Origin of the sequence: Thioclava sp. ES.031, from assembly GCF_002563775.1 — a bacterium.
In the GTDB taxonomy this organism is placed as follows: Bacteria; Pseudomonadota; Alphaproteobacteria; order Rhodobacterales; family Rhodobacteraceae; genus Thioclava.
On the sequence record NZ_PDJO01000001.1, the window covers coordinates 1,936,124 to 1,956,907 of the forward strand.

The 20,784-nt window shown below is 64.7% G+C and carries 23 protein-coding genes; 17 read left to right on the plus strand and 6 right to left on the minus strand.

The window, feature by feature from the left end:
• Positions 1–15 precede the first annotated feature (15 nt).
• Positions 16–831 (plus strand): sulfite exporter TauE/SafE family protein, encoded by an 816-nt coding sequence (locus AXZ77_RS09335; protein ID WP_078550450.1) that lies wholly within the window; start codon positions 16–18, stop codon positions 829–831.
• A gap of 61 nt (positions 832–892) precedes the next feature.
• Here the strand turns inward: AXZ77_RS09335 and mazG are convergent, their stop codons facing one another.
• Positions 893–1,735 carry a nucleoside triphosphate pyrophosphohydrolase gene (mazG, locus tag AXZ77_RS09340; protein WP_098410936.1) on the minus strand — a complete coding sequence of 281 codons (843 nt, stop codon included), beginning with the start codon at positions 1,733–1,735 and terminating at the stop codon, positions 893–895.
• A 63-nt stretch (positions 1,736–1,798) separates the two neighbouring features.
• On the opposite strand from mazG, the gene AXZ77_RS09345 reads away from it, so the two are divergent.
• The 10 genes from AXZ77_RS09345 to AXZ77_RS09390 all read left to right on the plus strand — a co-directional run bounded on the left by AXZ77_RS09345 (position 1,799) and on the right by AXZ77_RS09390 (position 9,625).
• Positions 1,799–2,962: a M20 aminoacylase family protein gene (locus AXZ77_RS09345; protein WP_098410937.1), complete on the plus strand. Its 1,164-nt coding sequence runs from the start codon at positions 1,799–1,801 to the stop codon at positions 2,960–2,962.
• Positions 2,963–3,219: 257 nt separating this feature from the next.
• Positions 3,220–3,558: a preprotein translocase subunit YajC gene (gene yajC, locus AXZ77_RS09350; protein WP_078520633.1), complete on the plus strand. Its 339-nt coding sequence runs from the start codon at positions 3,220–3,222 to the stop codon at positions 3,556–3,558.
• A gap of 21 nt (positions 3,559–3,579) precedes the next feature.
• Complete coding sequence (gene secD, locus AXZ77_RS09355; protein WP_098410938.1) at positions 3,580–5,250, plus strand: protein translocase subunit SecD; 1,671 nt, start codon at positions 3,580–3,582, stop codon at positions 5,248–5,250.
• Between the two features lie 13 nt (positions 5,251–5,263).
• Complete coding sequence (gene secF / locus AXZ77_RS09360) at positions 5,264–6,250, plus strand: protein translocase subunit SecF (protein WP_098410939.1); 987 nt, start codon at positions 5,264–5,266, stop codon at positions 6,248–6,250.
• Entirely contained in the window at positions 6,234–6,623 is a 390-nt protein-coding gene (locus tag AXZ77_RS09365) for an Mth938-like domain-containing protein (protein ID WP_098410940.1), read from the plus strand. Before secF ends, AXZ77_RS09365 begins: the two co-directional genes overlap by 17 nt.
• Complete coding sequence (gene ccmA / locus AXZ77_RS09370) at positions 6,620–7,252, plus strand: heme ABC exporter ATP-binding protein CcmA (protein ID WP_098410941.1); 633 nt, start codon at positions 6,620–6,622, stop codon at positions 7,250–7,252. Before AXZ77_RS09365 ends, ccmA begins: the two co-directional genes overlap by 4 nt.
• Before the next feature lie 163 nt (positions 7,253–7,415).
• Positions 7,416–8,072, plus strand: a complete 657-nt coding sequence (gene ccmB, locus AXZ77_RS09375) for a heme exporter protein CcmB (RefSeq protein ID WP_098410942.1) — start codon at positions 7,416–7,418, stop codon at positions 8,070–8,072.
• 80 nt (positions 8,073–8,152) lie between these two features.
• The gene (locus AXZ77_RS09380) at positions 8,153–8,881 is read left to right on the plus strand and encodes a heme ABC transporter permease (protein WP_098410943.1); all 729 of its coding nucleotides are present in this window, start codon (positions 8,153–8,155) and stop codon (positions 8,879–8,881) included.
• Positions 8,878–9,096 carry a heme exporter protein CcmD gene (ccmD, locus tag AXZ77_RS09385; protein WP_083079292.1) on the plus strand — a complete coding sequence of 73 codons (219 nt, stop codon included), beginning with the start codon at positions 8,878–8,880 and terminating at the stop codon, positions 9,094–9,096. The genes AXZ77_RS09380 and ccmD overlap by 4 nt, the downstream gene beginning before the upstream one ends.
• A complete protein-coding gene (locus AXZ77_RS09390) occupies positions 9,089–9,625 on the plus strand; it encodes a DsbE family thiol:disulfide interchange protein (protein WP_098410944.1) in 537 nt (178 codons plus the stop codon). Before ccmD ends, AXZ77_RS09390 begins: the two co-directional genes overlap by 8 nt.
• An 82-nt stretch (positions 9,626–9,707) precedes the next feature.
• On the opposite strand, the gene ssb is transcribed toward AXZ77_RS09390, so the two are convergent.
• A complete protein-coding gene (gene ssb, locus AXZ77_RS09395) occupies positions 9,708–10,226 on the minus strand; it encodes a single-stranded DNA-binding protein (protein ID WP_078572308.1) in 519 nt (172 codons plus the stop codon).
• A 274-nt stretch (positions 10,227–10,500) separates the two neighbouring features.
• On the opposite strand from ssb, the gene AXZ77_RS09400 reads away from it, so the two are divergent.
• The 4 genes from AXZ77_RS09400 (at position 10,501) to AXZ77_RS09415 (ending at position 12,733) form a co-directional block, all read left to right on the plus strand.
• Positions 10,501–10,764 carry a PepSY domain-containing protein gene (locus AXZ77_RS09400; RefSeq protein WP_168173824.1) on the plus strand — a complete coding sequence of 88 codons (264 nt, stop codon included), beginning with the start codon at positions 10,501–10,503 and terminating at the stop codon, positions 10,762–10,764.
• Positions 10,765–10,847: 83 nt separating this feature from the next.
• The gene (locus AXZ77_RS09405) at positions 10,848–11,447 is read left to right on the plus strand and encodes a cytochrome b/b6 domain-containing protein (RefSeq protein ID WP_098410946.1); all 600 of its coding nucleotides are present in this window, start codon (positions 10,848–10,850) and stop codon (positions 11,445–11,447) included.
• A gap of 54 nt (positions 11,448–11,501) precedes the next feature.
• Positions 11,502–11,993, plus strand: a complete 492-nt coding sequence (locus tag AXZ77_RS09410; protein ID WP_255266455.1) for a helix-turn-helix transcriptional regulator — start codon at positions 11,502–11,504, stop codon at positions 11,991–11,993.
• Between the two features lie 116 nt (positions 11,994–12,109).
• Positions 12,110–12,733 (plus strand): lytic transglycosylase domain-containing protein, encoded by a 624-nt coding sequence (locus AXZ77_RS09415; protein ID WP_098410948.1) that lies wholly within the window; start codon positions 12,110–12,112, stop codon positions 12,731–12,733.
• Between the two features lie 97 nt (positions 12,734–12,830).
• On the opposite strand, the gene AXZ77_RS09420 is transcribed toward AXZ77_RS09415, so the two are convergent.
• Both AXZ77_RS09420 and hemB read right to left on the minus strand, forming a co-directional pair.
• Entirely contained in the window at positions 12,831–13,388 is a 558-nt protein-coding gene (locus AXZ77_RS09420; protein ID WP_098410949.1) for a YSC84-related protein, read from the minus strand.
• 141 nt (positions 13,389–13,529) lie between these two features.
• Complete coding sequence (gene hemB / locus AXZ77_RS09425; protein WP_098410950.1) at positions 13,530–14,531, minus strand: porphobilinogen synthase; 1,002 nt, start codon at positions 14,529–14,531, stop codon at positions 13,530–13,532.
• Positions 14,532–14,687: 156 nt separating this feature from the next.
• On the opposite strand from hemB, the gene AXZ77_RS09430 reads away from it, so the two are divergent.
• Both AXZ77_RS09430 and mfd read left to right on the plus strand, forming a co-directional pair.
• Complete coding sequence (locus AXZ77_RS09430) at positions 14,688–15,221, plus strand: component of SufBCD complex (RefSeq protein ID WP_098410951.1); 534 nt, start codon at positions 14,688–14,690, stop codon at positions 15,219–15,221.
• Positions 15,222–15,270: 49 nt separating this feature from the next.
• Positions 15,271–18,714 carry a transcription-repair coupling factor gene (gene mfd, locus AXZ77_RS09435; protein WP_098410952.1) on the plus strand — a complete coding sequence of 1,148 codons (3,444 nt, stop codon included), beginning with the start codon at positions 15,271–15,273 and terminating at the stop codon, positions 18,712–18,714.
• On the opposite strand, the gene AXZ77_RS09440 is transcribed toward mfd, so the two are convergent.
• Both AXZ77_RS09440 and AXZ77_RS09445 read right to left on the minus strand, forming a co-directional pair.
• Positions 18,686–19,360 carry a class I SAM-dependent methyltransferase gene (locus AXZ77_RS09440; protein ID WP_098410953.1) on the minus strand — a complete coding sequence of 225 codons (675 nt, stop codon included), beginning with the start codon at positions 19,358–19,360 and terminating at the stop codon, positions 18,686–18,688. The genes mfd and AXZ77_RS09440 overlap by 29 nt on opposite strands.
• A gap of 68 nt (positions 19,361–19,428) precedes the next feature.
• Positions 19,429–20,649, minus strand: a complete 1,221-nt coding sequence (locus tag AXZ77_RS09445) for a multidrug effflux MFS transporter (protein WP_098410954.1) — start codon at positions 20,647–20,649, stop codon at positions 19,429–19,431.
• Positions 20,650–20,784: the final 135 nt, after the last annotated feature.

A 20,784-nucleotide genomic window follows, 5' to 3' on the forward strand; every position in this document is an offset into this window, starting at 1 on the left:
AGGAGATTTCCCGACATGCCCGATTTCGCCACGCTCGCGCCGCTCGTCTTGATCCTGATGGCAGTGGGGGCGTTCGCAGGCGTTCTGGCGGGGCTTCTGGGGGTCGGCGGCGGGATCGTCCTCGTGCCCGCCTTCTTCTATCTTTTCAGCGGTTTGGGTTACGGATCAAACGATCTGATGCAGGTCTGCGTCGCGACCTCGCTGGCTACGATCATCGTCACGTCGATCCGCTCGGTCATGGCCCATAACCGCAAGGGCGCTGTGGATTGGGACATCCTCAAGCAATGGATCGCCCCCATCGCCATCGGCGCGATCATCGGGGTGCTGGTGGTGCATCAGCTGCGCTCCTCGACCATGCAGATCATCTTCGCGGTGATGGTGCTGCTGATCGCCTGCTACATGATGTTCGGCAAATCGAGCTGGCGGATCTCGGACGGGCTGCCGGGCGGGATCTTCCGCGCCTGGTTCGGCCCGCTGATGGGGTTCCTCTCGGTGCTGCTGGGGATCGGTGGCGGCTCGATTGGCACGCCGATGCAGACGCTCCACGGTATCCCGATCCACCGCGCGGTCGCGACCTCGGCAGGCTTCGGCGTGACCATCGCGCTGCCCTCGGCGATCGGCTTCCTGCTGACGCCGGTGGCCGACGCGCCACCTTACTCGATCGGCGCGGTCAACATCCCCGCCTTCCTGATCGTCATCGCGATGACCACGATCACCGCCCCCCTTGGCGCGGCATTGGCCCATAAGCTCGACCCCAAGAAGCTCAAGCGCGTCTTCGCGGGCTTCCTGATGCTGGTCGCACTCAACATGCTGCGCAAAGCGTTTCTCTGAACTTCCTCTTGGCGAAAATATCCGGGGGGGCGCGCTAGCGCGGGGGGCAGCGCCCCCTCCATCATTTGATCTTGCGCGCCTTCGCCTCGTTCCAAAGCGCATCCATCTCGGCCAGATCGCTGTCCGTGGGCGCCTTGCCGCGCGCTTCAAGTTCGCGCTCGATATGCTTGAACCGGTTGGTAAATTTCAGATTGGCCGCGCGCAGCGACGCCTCCGGGTCCAACCCCAGATGCCGACCCAGATTGACCATCACGAACAGCAGGTCGCCATATTCCTCAGCCAGCTCCTCCGGGCCCAATTCGTCGCGCGCCTCTTCCAACTCGCGGGCCTCCTCGACGATCTTGTCGAGCACCTCGTCGGTCGAGGGCCAGTCGAAGCCCACCCGCGCCGCACGGTTCTGCAGCTTGATCGCACGGGTCAGCGCGGGCAGGCCCAAGGCCACCCCATCGAGCACGCCGACCCGCTCAGATTTACCCGCAGCTTTGCGCTCGGCTGCCTTGATCGCTTCCCAATCTGCGGTCTGCTGGTCGGCGGATTTCTCGCGGCTCTCGTCGCCGAAGACATGAGGATGACGCGCGACCATCTTCGCGTTGATCGCACGCAGCACGTCGGAGATATCGAACCGCCCGTCCTCGGACGCCATCTGCGCGTGATAGACCACCTGCAGCGCCAGATCGCCCAGCTCGCCCGGCAATTCCGACCAGGCCTGCCGCGCGATCGCATCGGCCACCTCATGGGCCTCCTCGATCGTGTAGGGCGCGATGGAGGCGAAATCCTGCTCCATATCCCACGGGCAACCGTTCTCCGGGTCACGCAGGCATTCCATGATCGCGGTCAGCCGAGTGAACTGATGGGCCGCATCGCCCGTATCGTCGAAGATGAGTGCGTCGTCGGGTTTGGCCATTGCAGCTTGCCTCCTGCCATGCGAATGCCTCTGGCCTAACCAGCCCGCAAGGGGAAGTCCACTATGCCCGTTCTCAACCGTATCGCCGATCTCGGCCCGCAAATGACCGAATGGCGGCACTGGCTGCATCGCCATCCCGAGCTGCGTTTCGATCTGCACCAGACCTCGGGTTTTGTCGCCGCGAAGCTGCGCGAAATCGGGGTGGATGAGATCCATGAAGGGATCGCTCAGACCGGGATCGTGGCGCTGATCAAAGGGCAGGGCGAAGGGCCGACCATCGGCCTGCGCGCAGACATGGATGCGCTGCCGATCACGGAAGAAACCCATGCGGAATACGCCTCCGAGACGCCCGGCAAGATGCATGCCTGCGGCCATGACGGGCATACGGCGATGCTTCTGGGGGCTGCGGCCTATCTCGCCGAGACCCGAAAATTCGCAGGCACCGTGGCGCTGATCTTCCAGCCGGCCGAGGAAGACGGCGGCGGCGCCGAGGTGATGGTCGATGCGGGCGTGATGGAGCGCTTCGGCATCTCGCGCGTCTTCGCGATCCACAACGCGCCGGGGCTGCCCTTCGGGCATTTCTACACCACGCCCGGCCCCTATCTCGCCTCGGTAGACGAGGCGCACGTGACGGTGACGGGGCGCGGCGGCCATGCGGCGACCCCGCAGGGCTGCATCGATCCGATCCCGGCGCTCTCGGCCATGGTGACCTCGCTGCAGACGGTGGTGTCGCGCAATGTCGGCGCGGGCGATGCGCTCGTCGTCTCGGTCACGCAGATCCATGCGGGCACCGCGCTCAACATCATCCCCGAAAGCGGCTTTCTCACCGCGACGATTCGCTGCTTCGAGCCGGAGGTCCGTGATCTGGCGGAAAAACGGCTGCGCGAAATCTGCGAAGGCATCGCGGCGGCGCATGGCGTCTGCGTTGAGATCGAATACGAACGCGGCTACCCGCCCACCGTGAACGACCCCGACGAGACAGGCTTCGCCGCCGAAGTCGCAAGCGAAATCGCGGGCCCCGAGCGGGTCCTGACCGATGCTCCGCGCGAAATGGGGGCCGAGGATTTCGCCTATATGCTGACGACCCGGCCCGGCGCCTATCTCTTCATGGGCACGGGCGAGGGCGCGGGGCTCCACCATCCGCGCTTCGATTTCAACGACGAGGCCGCGCCCGTGGGGGCCTCCTACCTCGCCCGGCTGGCCGAGCGCGCCTTGCCCTTGGGCTGAGACGCCTCCCTTCTTCTCGATCGAAATATCCCGGGGACGCTCCGCAGGAGCGGGGGCAGAGCCCCTTTTTTCCTTGCCGATCACAGCCCTCCGGCAATAGGGCGCGCGCGCCTCGTTTCCCTTCGCCGCGTCACCGCGACGTGAGGTCGCCTTCACAGGGGCGGCTTCGCCTTGCCAAGCCTCAGGGCCACGGCTAGGGTGCGCGCCGACAACCGGGGCTTGCTGCCCCCAAGGCCCATGACAAAGGACCATAGATCATGTTCGTGACCCCCGCTTTCGCGCAGGCCGCCGGTGGCGCCAGTAACCCCGCCGCCGCGTTTGGCCAGTTCCTTCCCCTGATCCTGATCTTCGTGATCATGTATTTCCTGCTGATCCGTCCGCAGCAGAAAAAAGCCAAGGAGCACAAGGCGATGCTCGAGGCGCTGCGCCGTGGTGATCAGGTCGTGACCCAGGGCGGCATTCTCGGCAAAGTCACCCATATCAAGGAAGACGGCGAGGTCGAGGTCGAGATCGCGCAGGGCGTAAAAGTCCGCGTGGTGAAATCGACCATCGTGCAGGTTGTTTCGCGCACCGAACCCGCCAAGACCTCTGAATAAGCCATAAAAGGCCCGTCCCCCATGTTGCACATCTCGCTGTGGAAGCGCGTGCTGATCCTGATCATCGTTTTGATCGGGGTCGTCTTTGCCGCGCCGAACATCTTTTACAACCGGGTGGAGGGGCATAACGATGCCGTTGCCGCCGCCGCGAAGGGCGAGTCTCTGACGCCCGAGCAGCAGGCCGCGCAGGCTGGCTGGCCCGATTGGCTGCCCTCCGACATCGTCAATCTCGGCCTCGATCTGCGCGGTGGCGCGCAGCTTCTGGCCGAGGTCAATGTCGGTGAGGTCTACAAGGCGCGCGTCGATGCGCTCTGGCCCGAGTTCCGCAAGGCGCTCGCCGCCGAACGCGGCACGCTCGGGTCGATCCGTCGCCTGAACGCCGATCCGGGCGTCCTGCGCATCCAGATCGGCAATGCCGACCAGATCGCGGAAGCCCAGAAGATCGCCGAGACGCTGAACAACCCGGTCTCGTCGCTGACCGGTGTGGGGCAGAAAACGCTCGCGATCACCACCGAGGGCAAACAGCTGATCATCCAGCTCTCGGATGCCGAGAAGGCCGCGACCGACGACCGCACGATGCAGCAATCGCTGGAGATCGTGCGCCGCCGGATCGACGCCGCGGGTACCCGTGAACCCACGATCGTGCGCGAAGGCGCCGACCGCATCCTGATCCAGGTGCCGGGCGCAAGCTCCGCACAGGAGATCAAGCAGCTCATCGGCACCACGGCGAAGCTGACCTTCAACTCGGTGATCGGCACCAGCTCGAACCCGAACGAGGCGGTGGGCTCGGATCAGGAAATCCTGCCCTCGGCCGATCAGAAGGGGCTCTACTACATCCTCGACAGCCTTCCGGTCGTGACCGGCGAAGACCTGACGGATGCGCGCCCCGATACCGATCAGAACGGCTATCCGGCGGTGGCCTTCCGCTTCAACGCGAGCGCGGCCCGCACTTTCGGCGATTACACGCAGAACAATATCGGCAAGCCCTTCGCCATCGTGCTCGACAACAAGGTGATCTCGGCGCCCACGATCCAATCGCATATCGCGGGTGGCTCGGGCATCATCACCGGCCGGTTCACGGTGAAAGAGGCGACCGATCTGGCGCTGCTGCTGCGCGCCGGTGCGCTGCCCGCTTCGATGACCTTCCTCGAAGAGCGGACCATCGGCCCGGAGCTGGGCGCGGATTCGATCGCCGCCGGCAAGATGGCCGCAGCCGTGGGCGCGGTGCTCGTGGTGGTCTTCATGATCGCGTCCTACGGCACCTTCGGCGTCTTCGCCTCGCTGGCGCTCGCGATCAACATCGCGCTGATCTTCGCGATCCTCTCGGTGATCGGCGGCACGCTGACGCTGCCCGGTATCGCAGGGATCGTGCTGACGATGGGCACGGCGGTCGACGCCAACGTGCTCGTGTTCGAGCGTATCCGCGAAGAGCTGCGCAATCAGCAGAAGGCGAAAGCCGCCCGCGCGATCGAGCTTGGCTATGAGCGCGCGATGTCCGCCATCGTCGACGCCAACGTGACCACCTTCCTCACGGCGGTGATCCTCTTCGTGCTGGGCGCAGGCCCGGTGCGCGGGTTCGCCGTCACCTTCCTGATCGGGATCATCACCTCGGTCTTCACCGCGATCTGGGTGACGCGGCTGTTCGTGAGCATCTGGTTCGCGCGCCGTCGTCCCCGCGAACTCGTACTGTAAGGGAGATCAAGACATGGCATTCCGTCTGAAACTGGTCCCCGAGAAGACCACCTTCGACTTTTTCCGTCATCAGAAGCTGACCTTCGGCTTCTCGGTCGTCATGGTGCTGGCCTCGCTGGTGCTCGTGCTGACGATGGGGCTGAACCTCGGCATCGACTTCCGCGGCGGCACCACGATCCGCACCGAGGCCGACCAGACCGAACCGGTCGATATCGGCGCCTACCGGCAGGCGATCGCGCCGCTCGATCTGGGCGACGTGCTGATCACGCAGGTCTATGACCCGAACTTCCGCGCCGATCAGAAGGTCGTCACGATCCGCATCCAGGCGCAGGACGGTCAGGAGGCGATCAGCCCCGACACACAGGCCAAGGTGCTGGAATCGCTCAAATCGGTGAACAAGGACATCAAGATCGTCGCGACCGAGTCGATCGGGCCCAAGGTCTCGGGCGAGCTGATCTGGACCGCGATCTGGTCCGTTCTGGCCGCCGTTGCCGCGATCCTGATCTATATCTGGCTGCGTTTTGAGTGGCAGTTCTCGGTGGGCGCGGTCGCCGCGCTGATCCATGACGTGACCGTCACCGTGGGCATCTTCGCGCTGTTCCAGATCAAGTTCGACCTGTCGATCATCGCGGCGCTGCTGACGATCCTCGGCTATTCGATCAACGATACCGTCGTCGTCTTCGACCGTCTTCGCGAGAACCTCGTGAAATACAAGAAGATGCCGCTGCGCGAGGTGATGAACCTCTCGGTCAACGAAACGCTGTCGCGCACCGTGATGACCTCGGGCACCACGCTGCTTGCGCTGATCTCGCTATTGGTTCTCGGCGGCGACGTGATCCGCAACTTCGTCTTCGCGATGACCTGGGGCGTGATCGTGGGCACCTATTCCTCGGTCTATGTCGCAAAGAACATCGTCCTGTTCATCGGGCTCGACCGCAACAAGGAGAAGAAGGACCCCTCGGAGAAGTTCTTCGACAAAACGGATGTCGCTACTGACTGAAGCCAATTTCGGGGCCTCGCTGCCGATCGACGGCTACGGGCCGGGCTTTTTCCGCGTGTCCGGAGAGGTCACGCGCGGCTCGGTCTGGGTCGCGGGCGAGGAGATGGGCAGCTGGGGCGGTCTGGACGACCGCGCGCCGCTGCTCGCACTCGCAGGCAAGCTCGACGTGCTGTTCATCGGCACCGGCGAAGAGATCGCCCATCTACCGAAGGACCTCGTGGCCGAGCTGGAGGCCGAGGGGCTGATGTGCGAGGGCATGGCCACGCCCTCGGCGGCCCGCACCTATAACGTGCTGCTGTCCGAAGGCCGCCGGGTCGGCTGTGCGCTGATCGCGATGCCGGAAAACCCTGCCACGCCCGAGACGCCTGAATGAGCATGCTGTCGGTCGAAGGGCTCGCGGTGTCGCGCGGTGGTCTCCCGGTTCTGGAAGACCTGAGCTTTTCGCTCGACGCAGGCCATGCGCTTGTGCTGCGCGGCCCCAACGGGGTCGGCAAGACGACGCTTCTGCGCACCTTGGCCGGGCTGCAACCGGCGCTGGCCGGGACGGTCTCGATGCCGCCGGAAAGCATGGCCTATGCCGCCCATTCCGACGGGCTGAAATCGACGCTGACCGTACGCGAGAATCTCGGCTTCTGGGCGTCGATCTATGCGACAAGCGATATCGAACCGGCGCTGGAGCGGATGAACCTGCAAAGCCTCGAGACGCGGCCCGCCCATAGCCTGTCTGCCGGGCAGAAGCGCCGCCTTGGTCTTGCGCGGCTTCTGGTCACCGGTCGCCCGATCTGGGTGCTGGACGAGCCGACCGTGTCGCTCGACACCGCGTCCGTCGGGCTTTTCGCCGACGCCGTGCGCGGCCATCTGGCAAGCGGCGGGGCCGCGCTGATCGCGACCCATATCGATCTCGGGCTGAACGAGGCCTCCGTACTCGACCTGACGCCCTTCAAGGCGAAGACGCCGGAAGAGGGCGGGATGCAGGGCGCTTTCGACGAGGCTTTCCTATGATCGCGCGGCGCGCTATCGGCGCGGTCGGGAGCCTCCGGCGGGGATATTTGAACCAAGGCGAAGGCAGCTGCGCGCTGTTTCGGCTTGGCCGAAATATCCCGGGGGATGAGCGGCGCAGCCGCGAAGGGGGCAGCGCCCCCTTGGTTGGCGCAGGAGGCTGGGCATGATCGCGCTTCTGCTCAGAGACCTGCGCCTTGCGGTGCGTGCGGGCGGCGGCTTCGGCCTCGGGCTGGCCTTCTTCCTGATCGTGGTGACGCTGGTCCCGTTCGGGGTGGGCCCCGAGGGGAAGATCCTCGCGCGGATCGCTCCGGGTATCCTGTGGGTGGGCGCGCTTCTGGCCTGCCTGCTCTCGCTCGACCGGATTTTCGCGCTCGATTACGAGGATGGCTCGCTCGATCTGCTGGTCACCGCGCCGGTGCCGCTCGAAGGGGTCGTCTCGATCAAGGCGCTCGCGCATTGGATCACGACCGGGCTGCCGCTGGTCGTCGCAGCGCCCGTGTTCGGGATCTTGCTGCATCTGCCGCAGGGCGCGCATTTTTGGATGGTGATCTCGCTTCTTCTGGGCACGCCTGCGCTGTCAGTTCTGGGCACGTTCGGGGCCGCGCTGACGGTCGGGCTGAAGCGCGGCGGACTTTTGTTGTCGCTGCTGGTCTTGCCATTCTATGTGCCGACCCTCATCTTCGGTGCGGAGCTCGTGCGCCGTGGCGCCGAGGGGATGAACACTGAGACACCGCTTCTGATGCTGGCCGGGATCACGGCCGCGACGGTCGCGCTGGTGCCCTTCGCCTCGGCCGCCGCGATCCGCGTCAATCTGCGCTAGCGCACCCCGCGCGCGCGCCGTGATAGGAAGAGCCGTGATACACAGAGCCAACCTGGCCAGAAGGTGAGCAGAACAACAAGATGTCGATCTGGGAATACGCCAACCCCGTCAAATTCATGAAGACCACGGACAAGATCCTGCCCTGGACGGTGGGAATTGCCGCGATCACGCTGATCGTCGGGCTGGTCTGGGGCTATTTCTTCGTCCCGGCCGCCGAGAATTTCGGCGGCTCGGTGAAGGTGATCTATGTCCATGTCCCCGCCGCGATGATGGCGATCAACATCTGGGTGATGATGGTCGTGACCTCGCTGATCTGGTTGATCCGTCGCCACCATGTCTCGGCGCTGGCCGCGAAGGCTGCGGCGCCCATCGGCGCGGTGATGACGCTGATCGCGCTGATCACCGGCGCGGTCTGGGGCCAGCCGATGTGGGGCACATGGTGGGAATGGGATCCGCGACTGACCTCGTTCCTGATCCTGTTCCTGTTCTACCTCGGCTATATCGCGCTTTGGGCTGCGGTCGAGAACCCCGATACGGCCGCCGATCTGACCGGCGTGCTCAGCCTTGTCGGCGGGGTGTTCGCGGTGCTCTCGCGCTATGCGGCGAATTTCTGGAACCAGGGGCTGCATCAGGGGGCGACGCTCTCGATGGATTCCGAGCAGCACATCGCCGATGTCTACTGGTTCCCGCTGCTTCTGTGCTTGGCCGGGTTCGTCTTCTTCTTCCTCGCGCTGGTGCTGATCCGCACCCGCACCGAGGTCCGCGCGCGCCGTCTGGGCGCCATCCAGCAACGTGAGCGCATGGCATGAGTGATACGACCGAGCAAAGCGGCACCGTCACCGAGGGCGGCGTCGTCCTCGTGGATCCGTCCACTAAATCCTATACCGAAACCGTCAATATCGCCTGGGCCTCGACGGTCGTGCTTCTGGTGTTGATCGTCGTCGTCTCGCTGATGCGCGGCGCGAAGGTGAAACGTCAATTGGCCGAGGCCGAGGCTCGCCGGAAAGGGGGCGCACATGGTTAAGCCGCTGATGCTGCTGCCGCCGCTGATCTTCGCGGGGCTTGCGGGCGTGTTCATCTGGGGGATGACACGCGAAGACCCGACCCAGCTGCCGACGGCTTTCGCGGGCAAACCCGCGCCGCCGGTGCAGCTTGAACCGCTGGGCGATTTCGAACCCTTCACCGATGCCGATCTCAAGGACGGCAAGGTCAAGCTGGTGAACTTCTGGGCCTCGTGGTGCGCGCCGTGCCGGGTCGAGCATCCCAATCTCGAAGCGCTCGCCGATGAGGGGATTCCGATCTACGGGGTCAACTACAAGGACAAGCCCGCCAAGGCGCAGGGCTTCCTGAGGGAGATGGGCAACCCGTTCGCCGAGCTCGGCGCCGATCCGAACGGCAAGATGGCGCTGAACTGGGGCGTCTACGGCGTGCCCGAGACCTTCGTGATCGATGGCACGGGGAAAGTGCTCTACCGCTTTGCCGGCCCGCTGACCGAGCGCGTGATCGCCTCGGATCTGCGACCGCTCCTGAACGGCGAGACGGCCGCGAAGTAAAGGGCAGGGCGCGAGCGCGCCACTTCCCCCGATAGCTTCAAAAGCAAAGGCCCCCGAACCGGGGGCCTTTCTTGTCTGAAACTCAGAACGGGATCTCGTCGTCGAAATCCGAGCGGCCACCGCCGCCACCGCCACCGGAGCCGCCCGAGGACGGGCCGCCATAGCCGCCGCCATCATCGTAGCCGCCGCCACCCGAGGACGGACCGCCGTAGCCACCGCCACCGCCGCCTTGACCGCCGCCCGAGCCGCCAGGCCCGTCGAGCATGGTCAGTTCGCTGCGATAGGGGCGCAGCACGACCTCGGTCGAATAACGGTCCTGACCGTTCTGGTCCTGCCATTTGCGGGTTTCGAGCTGGCCCTCGATATAGACCTTCGAGCCTTTGCGCAGATATTGCTCCGCCACTTTCGCCAGCGGCTCCGAGAAGATCGCGACCGAATGCCATTCGGTGCGCTCCTTGCGCTCGCCGGTATTACGGTCGCGCCACGTCTCGGAGGTGGCGATGCGCAGGTTGCACACCTTGCCGCCGTTCGAGAAGGTCCGCACCTCCGGGTCTCGGCCCAGATTGCCGATCAGAATGACCTTGTTGACGCTGCCTGCCATATTGCCTCCGCCTGCGATTCTAGAATTGGTCCCAAAGGGTATAGAGCAGAGCCCCGCGAGAGCCTAGGGGCGAAGGTTCGCTCAACCGTGACGGAAAGCGGCGAAATCCCGCGTGCATCTTTGGTTTGAGAGCGATTTCGGCCCCAGATTTCCAACCTTGTGCCGATAGATGGCGCCGTGGGTTTGCCACAGGTCTGGACGAGCCGGACGGCACACGGGGACGAACCCCACCCGATCCGGTCGAGCAACCCCACATCCCATGAGGAGATACCCCATGAAATACCTGATGCTGATCGCCGCGAGCGCCACGATTGCCGCTGCCTCCACTCTCCCCGCACTCGCAGAAGGTGGCGAAGGCGCCGTGGCCCCGGCGAAAGAGCAGAAGCTCGCAGCCGAGCTGAAAAATCAGGGCTACGACGTGCGCCGGATGGAAATGGAAGACGGCTATATCGAAGTCTACGCGATGAAGGACGGCAAGCGCGCTCAGCTCTTCTTCAACTCCAAGCTTCAGCAGGTGAAGCGCTCGGACAGCAACTGATCCGATCCTCAAGGGGCGGGCCGGCACGATCCGGCCCGTCTTCCTCACGCCAGTCTTTCCAGAAGCAGCAGGAGGGCCCGATCATGGCCATCGAAGACGCGAGCTTTACCGATCTTCCGTCGCAGGAGACGTCTCACGCAGAACCGCCGCCCGTCGGTGCGCATAGCGTATGGGACCCGTTTGTCCGGGTGTTCCACTGGTCCATCGCGGGCCTCTTCACCGCCAATGCGTTCTTCACCTCGCCGAAGCACGATCTGCACCACTGGATCGGCTACACGGTCGCGGGCCTCGTGACGGCGCGTATCCTCTGGGGGCTGTTCGGCACCCGCCACGCGCGCTTCAAGGACTTCCCGCCATCGCCCACCGGGGCGCTGACTCAGCTGCGCGATATGGCCACGGGCCGGCGGCACGCGCATCTGGGCCATTCGCCGCTCGGCGCGCTGATGATTTACAACCTTTTGATCACGCTTCTCGTCATCGCGGGAACGGGCTGGTTGATGACCACTGACGCCTATTGGGGCGTGAAATGGCCCGAGTCACTGCATGAACTCGCCGTCAACTGGGCCGAAGTCTCGATCGCCGCCCATATTGCTGCCGTCGTCTTTGAGAGCCGCCGGTTGCGCGTGAACCTTGCGCGCGCGATGATCACCGGTAAGAAGGTGTTCCGCGGCAACAGAGGGTAAGCGCCGATGGCGGTTTCGCGAGAGCGAGTCTCAATCTGGACGAAAGAGGGCGCATTGGTCGCCCTCATCATATTCCAAGCCGCCTGCACATCGCTCTTCGTGGCCGACGTGTTCGACGACTTCCGCGAGGCCGGGCGTTTCTCCCTGCATCTCAACATGGAGCTTTTCGCCAATCTCGGCCTGATCGCGGGGATCGTCGTGGAGGCGGCGGTGCTTTGGGCGCTGCTGCGGCGACAGGCCCGCGCGGACCGCACGATCGGCGCCGCGCAAGGTGCGATGGCCGAGATGATGGGCGCGCAGTTCGACCAATGGGGGCTGACCCCCGCGGAGGCCGATGTCGCAGGGTTCACCATCAAGGGTTTCTCGGTTTCGGAGACCGCCTCTTTCCGCGGATCGAGCGAGGCCACGGTGAAATCCCATCTCAATTCCGTCTATCGCAAGGCGGGCGTGTCGGGCCGCTCTCAGCTCGTTTCGATCTTCGTGGAGGAGCTGTTTCACGGCCCCATCAGGGCCGATGCGAAAAAGCAACAGGTGCGCGCAATCTGACGCTACGGCAGCTTATCGGCGGGAGGTTGCCGAGGCGATTGGCGTTTTGCTTTAACTTTTGGCTGATTTCTCTATAGTTTGCCCCAGAATACGTGGACAGTGAGTGGTGGGGGCCGATGCGTAGAACGATCGGAAGTCTCGGATTCGTGGCGATTGCCGCGGCGACGGTGATGGCGGGCCCGATGAGTGCCCAGGCAGAGGGGCTGCGGCTTCAGGGGAGTTCTTCGAAGTCCCGCGCGATGCTGTTCCGAAACCAGATCAACATCCTCGATACCCGCGCGGCCCAGCAATACGAGCATTCCTCGCGATTGACGCCGAAAGGCAAGCTGACCCAGACCGCCAGTGCCGAGAGCGTGCCGCGCTACAACGGCAAGTATCGCGGCCAATATATGAACACCGCGAAATCGGTGGCCTCGCGCCACGGCATCCCGGCCGATCTGTTCCTGCGCCTCGTGCAGCAGGAAAGCGGCTGGAACCCGCAGGCGCGCTCGCATAAGGGCGCGATGGGGCTGGCGCAGCTGATGCCCGCCACCGCGCGCAAACTGGGTGTGAACCCCCGCGATCCGGCGCAGAACCTCGAAGGCGGCGCGCGCTACCTGAAGATGATGTATGACCGGTTCGGAAGCTGGCGACTGGCGCTCGCGGCTTACAATGCGGGGCCGGAGGCCGTCGCGAAACATAACGGCATTCCGCCCTATCGCGAGACCCGGAATTACGTGCGGATCATCCTCGGCGGGTGATCTTCACCGGGAAAGACCAAGAAAAGCCCCGCAAGATCAGCGATCTGCGGGGCTTTCTTTATGTCTTGGGCAAAGAGAGCCGCCGAAGCGGCTGATCTTACGGAATGATCCGGGTGTATTTCGTGCCCGCGAGCGTCGCGCCCGCCATCAGACCGGCCTGACCGAAGACCAGCGCGATGATCGGCGCGGTCGAGGTCAGGGTGGAGGCCGAAATCGCGCCGCCCTGATCCGGCACCGCATAGCGCGCATCCGCGCCCAGCTGCCAGCCATCGCCGCGGCGGAAGCCGGCCAGCGCCTCGGGCGTCATGAAGAACAGGGCATGGGCATATTGCTGCGCCCCGATCTGCAGGCCGAAGCTTGCCGCCGCTGCCGAGTAGTAATCCACGGTCACGTTGTTGATCCGCAGCGCACCGCGCCCGAACGCGCCGCCGATGCCGAAGCCCGCTTCGGTCATCAAAGGCATCCAAAGCACGCCCACCGATTTACTCTCGAGATCGCGGGTGCCGGGATATTTCGTCAGAAGGTAGTTCCGGGTCGCATCGACCCGCGCGTCCAGCTTGGCGCTGCCTGCACTGCCCACGCCGTTGCCGCAGGCTGCAAGGCCAAGCCCCGCACCGCCCATCGCCAGAAGGGTCCGTCTGGAAAGTTTCGTCATGTCTGTCGCTCCGCTCGATATGCCCGATCTCACGCCGGGCTGACTGGTCTTATTACGACCGCATGGCACAATTAATAGAGGAGGGAACCCGTTTTGTCACTTCTTCTTGAGTCCATTCACAGCGAAGTGGCAAGACCCTGCTCAGCCGTTACCGAGCAGCTTCGCAGCCTCCGGCGCGAAATAGGTGAGCACGCCATCGCAGCCCGCGCGGCGGAAGCTCATCAGGCTTTCGAGCATGACCTTCTCGTGGTCGAGCCAGCCGTTCTGCACCGCCGCCATCAGCATCGCGTATTCGCCCGACACCTGATAGGCATAGGTCGGCACGCCGAACTGCTCTTTCACGCGGTGGCAGATGTCGAGATAGGGCATCCCCGGCTTGACCATGACCATATCCGCACCCTCCGACAGATCGCGCGCGACCAGCCGGATCGCCTCGTCGGAATTTCCGGGGTTCATCTGGTAGGTCTTCTTGTCGCCCTTGAGCGCGCCGGTCGCACCCACCGCATCGCGGAACGGCCCGTAGAAGCCGGAAGCATATTTCGCGGCATAGCTGAGGATCGTCACATCGGCATGGCCCGCAGCTTCGAGCGCCGAGCGCAGCGCCGTGATCCGCCCGTCCATCATGTCCGAGGGCCCGAGGATATCCGCCCCGGCCTCGGCCTGCGCGATCCCCATTTTGACAAGACATTCAACGGTTTCATCGTTGAGGATAACCCCGTCTCGCACCAGCCCGTCATGGCCGTTGGCGTTGTAGGGATCGAGCGCGATATCGGTCATGATCGCGATCTCGGGCACCTCCGCCTTGATCGCGCGGATCACCCGGTTGGTGATGTTCTCGGGGTTCCAGGCCTCTTCGCAGGCCTCGGTCTTCACCGCCGGATCGGTATAGGGAAAGAGGCAGATCGCCGGGATGCCGAGCTTTGCGGCCTCTTCGGCGGCGCGCACCGCCCCCTCGAGCGTGCGACGCACGACGCCCGGCATCGAGGGCACCTCGACATCCGCGCCCGGCACGTCGGTAATGAAGATCGGCCAGATCATGTCCTTCACGCTCAACCGGTGTTCCTGCGCGAGATCGCGAAGCGCTGCAGTGCGGCGCATCCGGCGCAGACGGGTATGCGGGAAGGGCGGAAGGATCGGGTTCATCGGCAGGCTCCTCTGGCTCGGCCAAAGGGGTGCCACGGATCGCTGCCACAGGCAAGCGCGGCCGATCCGCGCGGGGTTCCGCTCGGGCCGAGGCTGGTCTATGTCTCGACGAGAGGGGCCGCGACACGACGACCCGGAAGAACGAGGGCGAGGGGCTTGGAAGTTTTCGACACGATCGCGCGGCTGATCGACCTGCGCAGCTTTTCCAACTTGTGGTATTGGATCGCGCTGGCCGCGGTCTGGTCCTCGGCCTCGCATTGGGTGCTGGGCGTGCCGTGGGACATGGTGATCCGCGCGCGCCGAAAGGGCGGCGAGGCGGCCGAAGATCTCGCGGCGATGACGGCGCTGAGCGCGCGCAGGCTGAACCGGATCCGGCGCGATGCGGGGGTCTCGATGTCGATCACCATCCCGTTCATGCTGAGCTTCCTGCTGATCACCGGTTTCATCTATGGCTCGGAGACGGCTCAGGCATTCGCGCTGCTGCTGGTGCCGATGATGGGGGTGTTCGGGCTGAGCCTGCGCCTCGCGCACAAACTCGACGCGCAGCCTTCGCTCGCGCATGATCCCGCGCTCGCGATCAAGGCGCTCTCGCGTCACCGGGTGAACGTTCAGGCGATCGGCGTGGTCGCGATCATCGTGAGCGCGCTTTGGGGAATGTATCAGAACCTTCTCGCTTCGATGCTGGTTTGACGCGCGAAGCAACTTGACACCGGAGACAGGCCGGATACCTCGCTTGGCTATGGAGCATTTTCTTCTCTCGGGCGCCCCGGAAGGGTTCGACGCCGCCTTGCTGGCCAAAGAACTTGCCAAGGGCAAATCGGTCATCCATGTCGCGCGCGACGATCGCCGTCTGGCGGCCATGCGCGGGGCGCTTGCGTTCTTCGCGCCCGAGGCGACGGTGCTCGACTTCCCAGCCTGGGATTGTCTGCCCTATGACCGGGTCTCGCCCAATGCAGATATCTCGGCCACGCGGATGGCGACGCTGGCCGCATTGGCTTCGGGCATGCCCGGGCCGTTCGTTCTGCTGACGACGCTCTCGGCTGCCATGCAACGCGTGCCCGCGCGCGAGGTGCTGGCGGGTGCGAGCTTCACCGCGCAGGTCGGCAAGCGGATCAACGAGCAGGCGTTGCGCGAATTCCTCGTGCGGATGGGCTTCTCGCAGGCCTCGACCGTCTCCGAGCCCGGCGATTACGCGATCCGCGGCGGCATCATCGACATCTTTCCGCCCGGCGAGGGCGGTCCGGTGCGGCTCGATCTGTTCGGCGATGTGCTGGACGACGCGCGCCGCTTCGATCCGGTGAGCCAGCGCACGACCGAGAAGCTGAAAGGCGTGGAGCTGGCGCCGGTCTCCGAGGTCATTCTCGACGAGGCCGCGATTACGCGCTTCCGGCAGAATTACCGGATCGAGTTCGGCTCGGGCGGCGCGGAAGACCCGCTTTACGAGGCGGTTTCGGCAGGGCGCAAACAGGCGGGGATGGAGCATTGGTTGGGCTTCTTCCATGAAAAGCTCGAGACCATCTTCGACTATCTGCCCGGCGCGTCGGTAATGCTCGACGACCAGATCGCCGCGCAGCAGGAAAGCCGCTGGGAAGGGATCGCGGATCGATACGACACGCGGCGCGAGGCGATGACCCGGCGCGACCGGCTGGACTCTGTCTATAAACCCGCGCCGCCGCAGCTTTTGTATTTGAACCCAGAGGGTTGGGAGGCGGTCTTGAAGCCGCTTCGTGTGCTGCGCCTGCAGGTGATCCCGGCACCGCCCGGACCCGGCATCCTCAATGCGGGCGGGCGCGTGGGGCGCAATTTCGCGCCCGAGCGTAAGGTCGAAAACGTCAGCCTGTTCAGCGCCTTGAAGGATCATGTTCAAGCGCGTCTGGCCGATGGGCCCGTGGTGATCGCGAGCTGGTCCGAGGGCGCGCGCGAACGTCTGCGCGGATTGATGGAAGACGAAGGGCTGATCGGCGCCAAGCTGATCGGCTCTGCGCGCGAGATCGGGCCGGGGGTGAACCTCACGGTCTGGCCGCTCGACGAGGGGTTCGAAGCGCCGCGTGACGGTGGCGAGATGACCGTGATTTCCGAGCAGGACGTGCTGGGCGAGCGGCTCGTCTCGAAGCCGCGGCGCAAGCGCAAGGCCGAGAATTTCCTGACCGAACACACGACGCTGTCGCCCGGCGATCTGGTCGTGCATGTCGATCACGGGGTGGGCCGCTACAAGGGTCTGGAGACGGTCACGGCCCTTGGCGCGCCGCATGAATGCGTGCTCTTGGAATATGCGGGCGGGGATCGCCTCTATCTGCCGGTCGAGAATATCGAACTGCTCAGCCGTTACGGCCATGAGGAGGGCTTGCTCGACAAGCTCGGCGGGGGCGCGTGGCAGGCCAAGAAGGCCAAGCTGAAAGAGCGTATCCGCCAGATCGCCGACAAGCTGATGCGGATCGCGGCGGAGCGCCACCTGCGCAACGCGCCCATTCTGGAAGCGCCGCATCACGAGTGGGAAAGCTTCGCCGCGCGCTTCCCCTATACCGAGACCGACGATCAGATGAGCGCGATCGAGGATGTCGTGGACGATCTTAAATCGGGCACGCCGATGGACCGTCTTGTCGTGGGCGATGTGGGCTTCGGCAAGACCGAAGTCGCGATGCGGGCGGCCTTCGTCGCCGCGCAATCGGGCATGCAGGTCGCGGTGATCGCGCCGACGACGCTGCTCGCGCGCCAGCATTACAAGACCTTCGCCGAACGCTTCCGGGGCACCGCGCTGAACGTGAAGCCGCTCAGCCGCTTCGTCTCCGCCAAGGAGGCCACAAAGACCCGCGAAGGGCTGCGCGACGGCACGGTCGATATCGTGATCGGCACTCACGCGGTGCTGGCCAAGACGGTGAAATTCGCCAATCTCGGCCTGCTGGTCATCGACGAGGAGCAGCATTTCGGCGTGCAGCACAAAGAGCGCCTGAAAGAGATGCGCTCGGAAATCCATGTGCTCACGCTGACCGCGACGCCGATCCCGCGCACGCTGCAACTCTCGCTGACCGGGGTGCGCGACTTGTCGATCATCGGCACGCCGCCCGTCGACCGTCTCGCGATCCGCACCTATGTCTCCGAATTCGACACCGTCACCGTGCGCGAGGCGCTGCTGCGCGAGCATTATCGCGGCGGGCAGAGCTTCTATGTCGTGCCGCGGATTTCCGATCTTCCCGAAATCGAGGAATTTCTGCAAACTCACGTGCCGGAGGTGAAATATCTCGTGGCGCACGGCCAGATGGCGGCGGGCGAACTCGATGACCGGATGAACGCCTTCTACGATGGTAAATACGACGTGTTGCTGGCGACCACGATTGTCGAAAGCGGCCTCGATATTCCGACCGCGAACACGATGGTGATCCACCGCGCCGATATGTTCGGCCTGAGCCAGCTCTACCAGATCCGGGGCCGTGTGGGCCGCGCCAAGACGCGGGCCTATTGCTACCTGACGACGAAGCCGCGGATGCCGCTGACGCCGCAGGCGCAGAAACGATTGCGTCTGTTGGGGTCGCTCGACAGTCTCGGGGCGGGGTTCAACCTTGCAAGCCAGGATCTCGACCTGCGCGGCGCGGGCAACCTTCTGGGCGAGGAACAGTCAGGGCATATCCGCGAGGTCGGCTACGAGCTGTACCAGTCGATGCTGGAAGAGACGATCTCGAAGCTGAAATCGGGCGAGCTGACCGAGACGGCGGATGGCGACTGGTCGCCGCAGATTAATCTCGGCGTGCCGGTGATGATCCCCGACAGCTACATCCCGGATCTCGACGTGCGCCTCGGCCTCTATCGTCGCCTGTCGAGCCTGACCACCAAAGTCGAGCTGGAAGGCTTCGCAGCCGAGCTGATCGACCGCTTTGGCGAACTGCCGAAAGAGGTCAACACGCTGCTGCTGGTCGTTCGGATCAAGGCGATGTGCAAACGCGCGATGATCGCCAAGCTCGATGCCGGTCCGAAAGGCGCGACCGTCCAGTTCCACAACGACAAGTTCCCGAACCCGCAGGGCCTCGTGGAATTCCTCACCGCGCAGCGCGATCTGGCCAAGGTGAAGGACAACAAGCTGGTCATTCGCCGCGACTGGAAGAACGACAAGGACAAGATCAAGGGCGCCTTCGCAATTGCCCGCGATCTCGCCGAGAAGGTTATCGAGGCGAAGAAGGCGAAGGCCTGAGCGGCTCTGCGCGGAACATCACCTGTCCGCGCGGCAGCATCCGGTCGTCGCGGGTGAGGCTCCAGCCTGACGCATCCGCCATCGCGTAGAGCGCGGCGTCCGAGAGGTGATAGGGCGCGCGCGCGGCATGGGTGACGACGCCGTCCTTCTGACGGTGGCTGATCGCCTCGTCGGGGGCGAGGAACACCGTCAGCAGCACGCACTCCAGTTGAGAAAAGCGTCGCAACCCATCGAGACAACGCGCAATAGCGTCGCTCTCCAGATGCGGGAAGACGCCGAAAGCGATGGCATGGGTGATCGTGTCGGTGACACCGGCGAAGGTGAAATCCGCATCCTCCACTAGCTGCACAGGATCGAGCCGCTCGCGGGCGTCAAGCTCCGCCGCATAGCCCGCCAGCATCAGCGCGCGCGAGGCATCCGTGCCCCAGTAATGACCCGGCTTCAGATAGGGCACCGCCTTGCAGCCCAGCCGCAAGGCGCCCGCACCGATATCGAGAAGCACGTGATCGGGCCGCAACCCGTGATCCATGAGCGCCGCCATCTGGGCGCGGCCTGTCTCGTCCCAGCGACCGCCCACGATGTCGCGGTGGCGACCCTTGGCGAGCGCCTCATCGTAGAACCCGGGGCGGGCATAGGGCGAGGACATCGGGAGCGACTCGGGATCGGGGAAAGATGCGCGGGTATGCGCCCTTTGCCCCCGCGCGTAAAGCCCCGTCAGTCGGTCTCCTGCGTCTTGCGGATCAGCCACCAGGCGAGGCTCGAACAGGTCAGCGTCGCGATCACCATCGGCAGCGCGGTGCCGTTGAAGGACAGCCCCACGGGGGCTGCGATCACCACCGCGCCGACCGTCGAGATCGCGGCCACGATAGAGGCCGCCATGCCCGCGATATGGCCCATATGCTCCAGCGCCAGCGCGTTCAGGTTCCCGAAGGTCAGGCCCGCCATCGCGAAGACCGAGACCGAATAGAGGAAGATGAACGGGAAGCCGCTTGCGCCATCGGTCAGACCCGAAAGCACGAGAACCAGCATCACCGCCGAAACGACGATCTGGACCAGATAAGTCCCCTTGACGATCTTGCGCATCCCCAGCCGCATCACGTAGCGCGCGTTGAAGATCGTGGCCGTGCCCGCCATCAGCGCGCCGATCGCGAACCACATCGGGAAAGTGTCGGTCACGCCATGGGCTGCGTAAAGCTGCTGCGCGGTCGACAGCAGGCCGAACATCTGCCCGAAGCCCAGTGTCATCGTCACGATATAGAGGCGCACATCGGCATGGGTGATCACCTCCATCGCCGCGGCGCGCAGCTTCGACACGCTCAGCGGACGGCGGTCTTCCGGCGCGAGCGTTTCGGGTTGGCGGATCAACAGCCAGCTCACGCCGACGCAGCCGAAGACCATGAAGGCCCAGAACACGCCGCGCCAGCCCGCAAACGCGATCACCAGTTGGCCGATCGACGGCGCGACCGCGGGCACGAGGATGAAGATCATCATGATGAAAGAGGTGATCTTCGCCATTTCGCGCCCGGCAAACAGGTCGCGCACCAGCGCCATCACGGTGATCCGCGGGCCCGAAGCGCCGATCCCCTGCAGCACCCGCGCGGCCAGCAGCGCCTCGAGGCTCTGCGCATGGGCGGCGATGAACGCCCCGACCATGTAGATCGCGATGCCGCCCGCGATGGTCTTGCGCCGTCCCAGCGCATCCGAGATCGGCCCGGCGAAGAGCGTGCCCACGCCCATGCCCAGCACGAAGGAGGTCAGCACGAGCTGCGCACGGTTGACCGCATCGGGGCTCAACTCGGCCGCGATCTGCGGTAGCGCCGGCAGCATCCCGTCGATCGAAAAGGCGATCGTCGCGATCAGCGAGGCGAGCATGACCGTCAGTTCGGGCAGCGAAAGAGGCGTGCGCGCCCGGGGCGCGTCAGAGATCTGGGACATTCTGGGGGACTTTCCGAAAGTCGGATTTATTCGAAGCGCGAGCATAGGGAGCTGCGCCGATTTGGCCAGAGGGCCGGGCGCGCAGCCCCCTGTGCGCTCACGCGATAGTGACGGCGGCTGCGACGCCGGACGGAG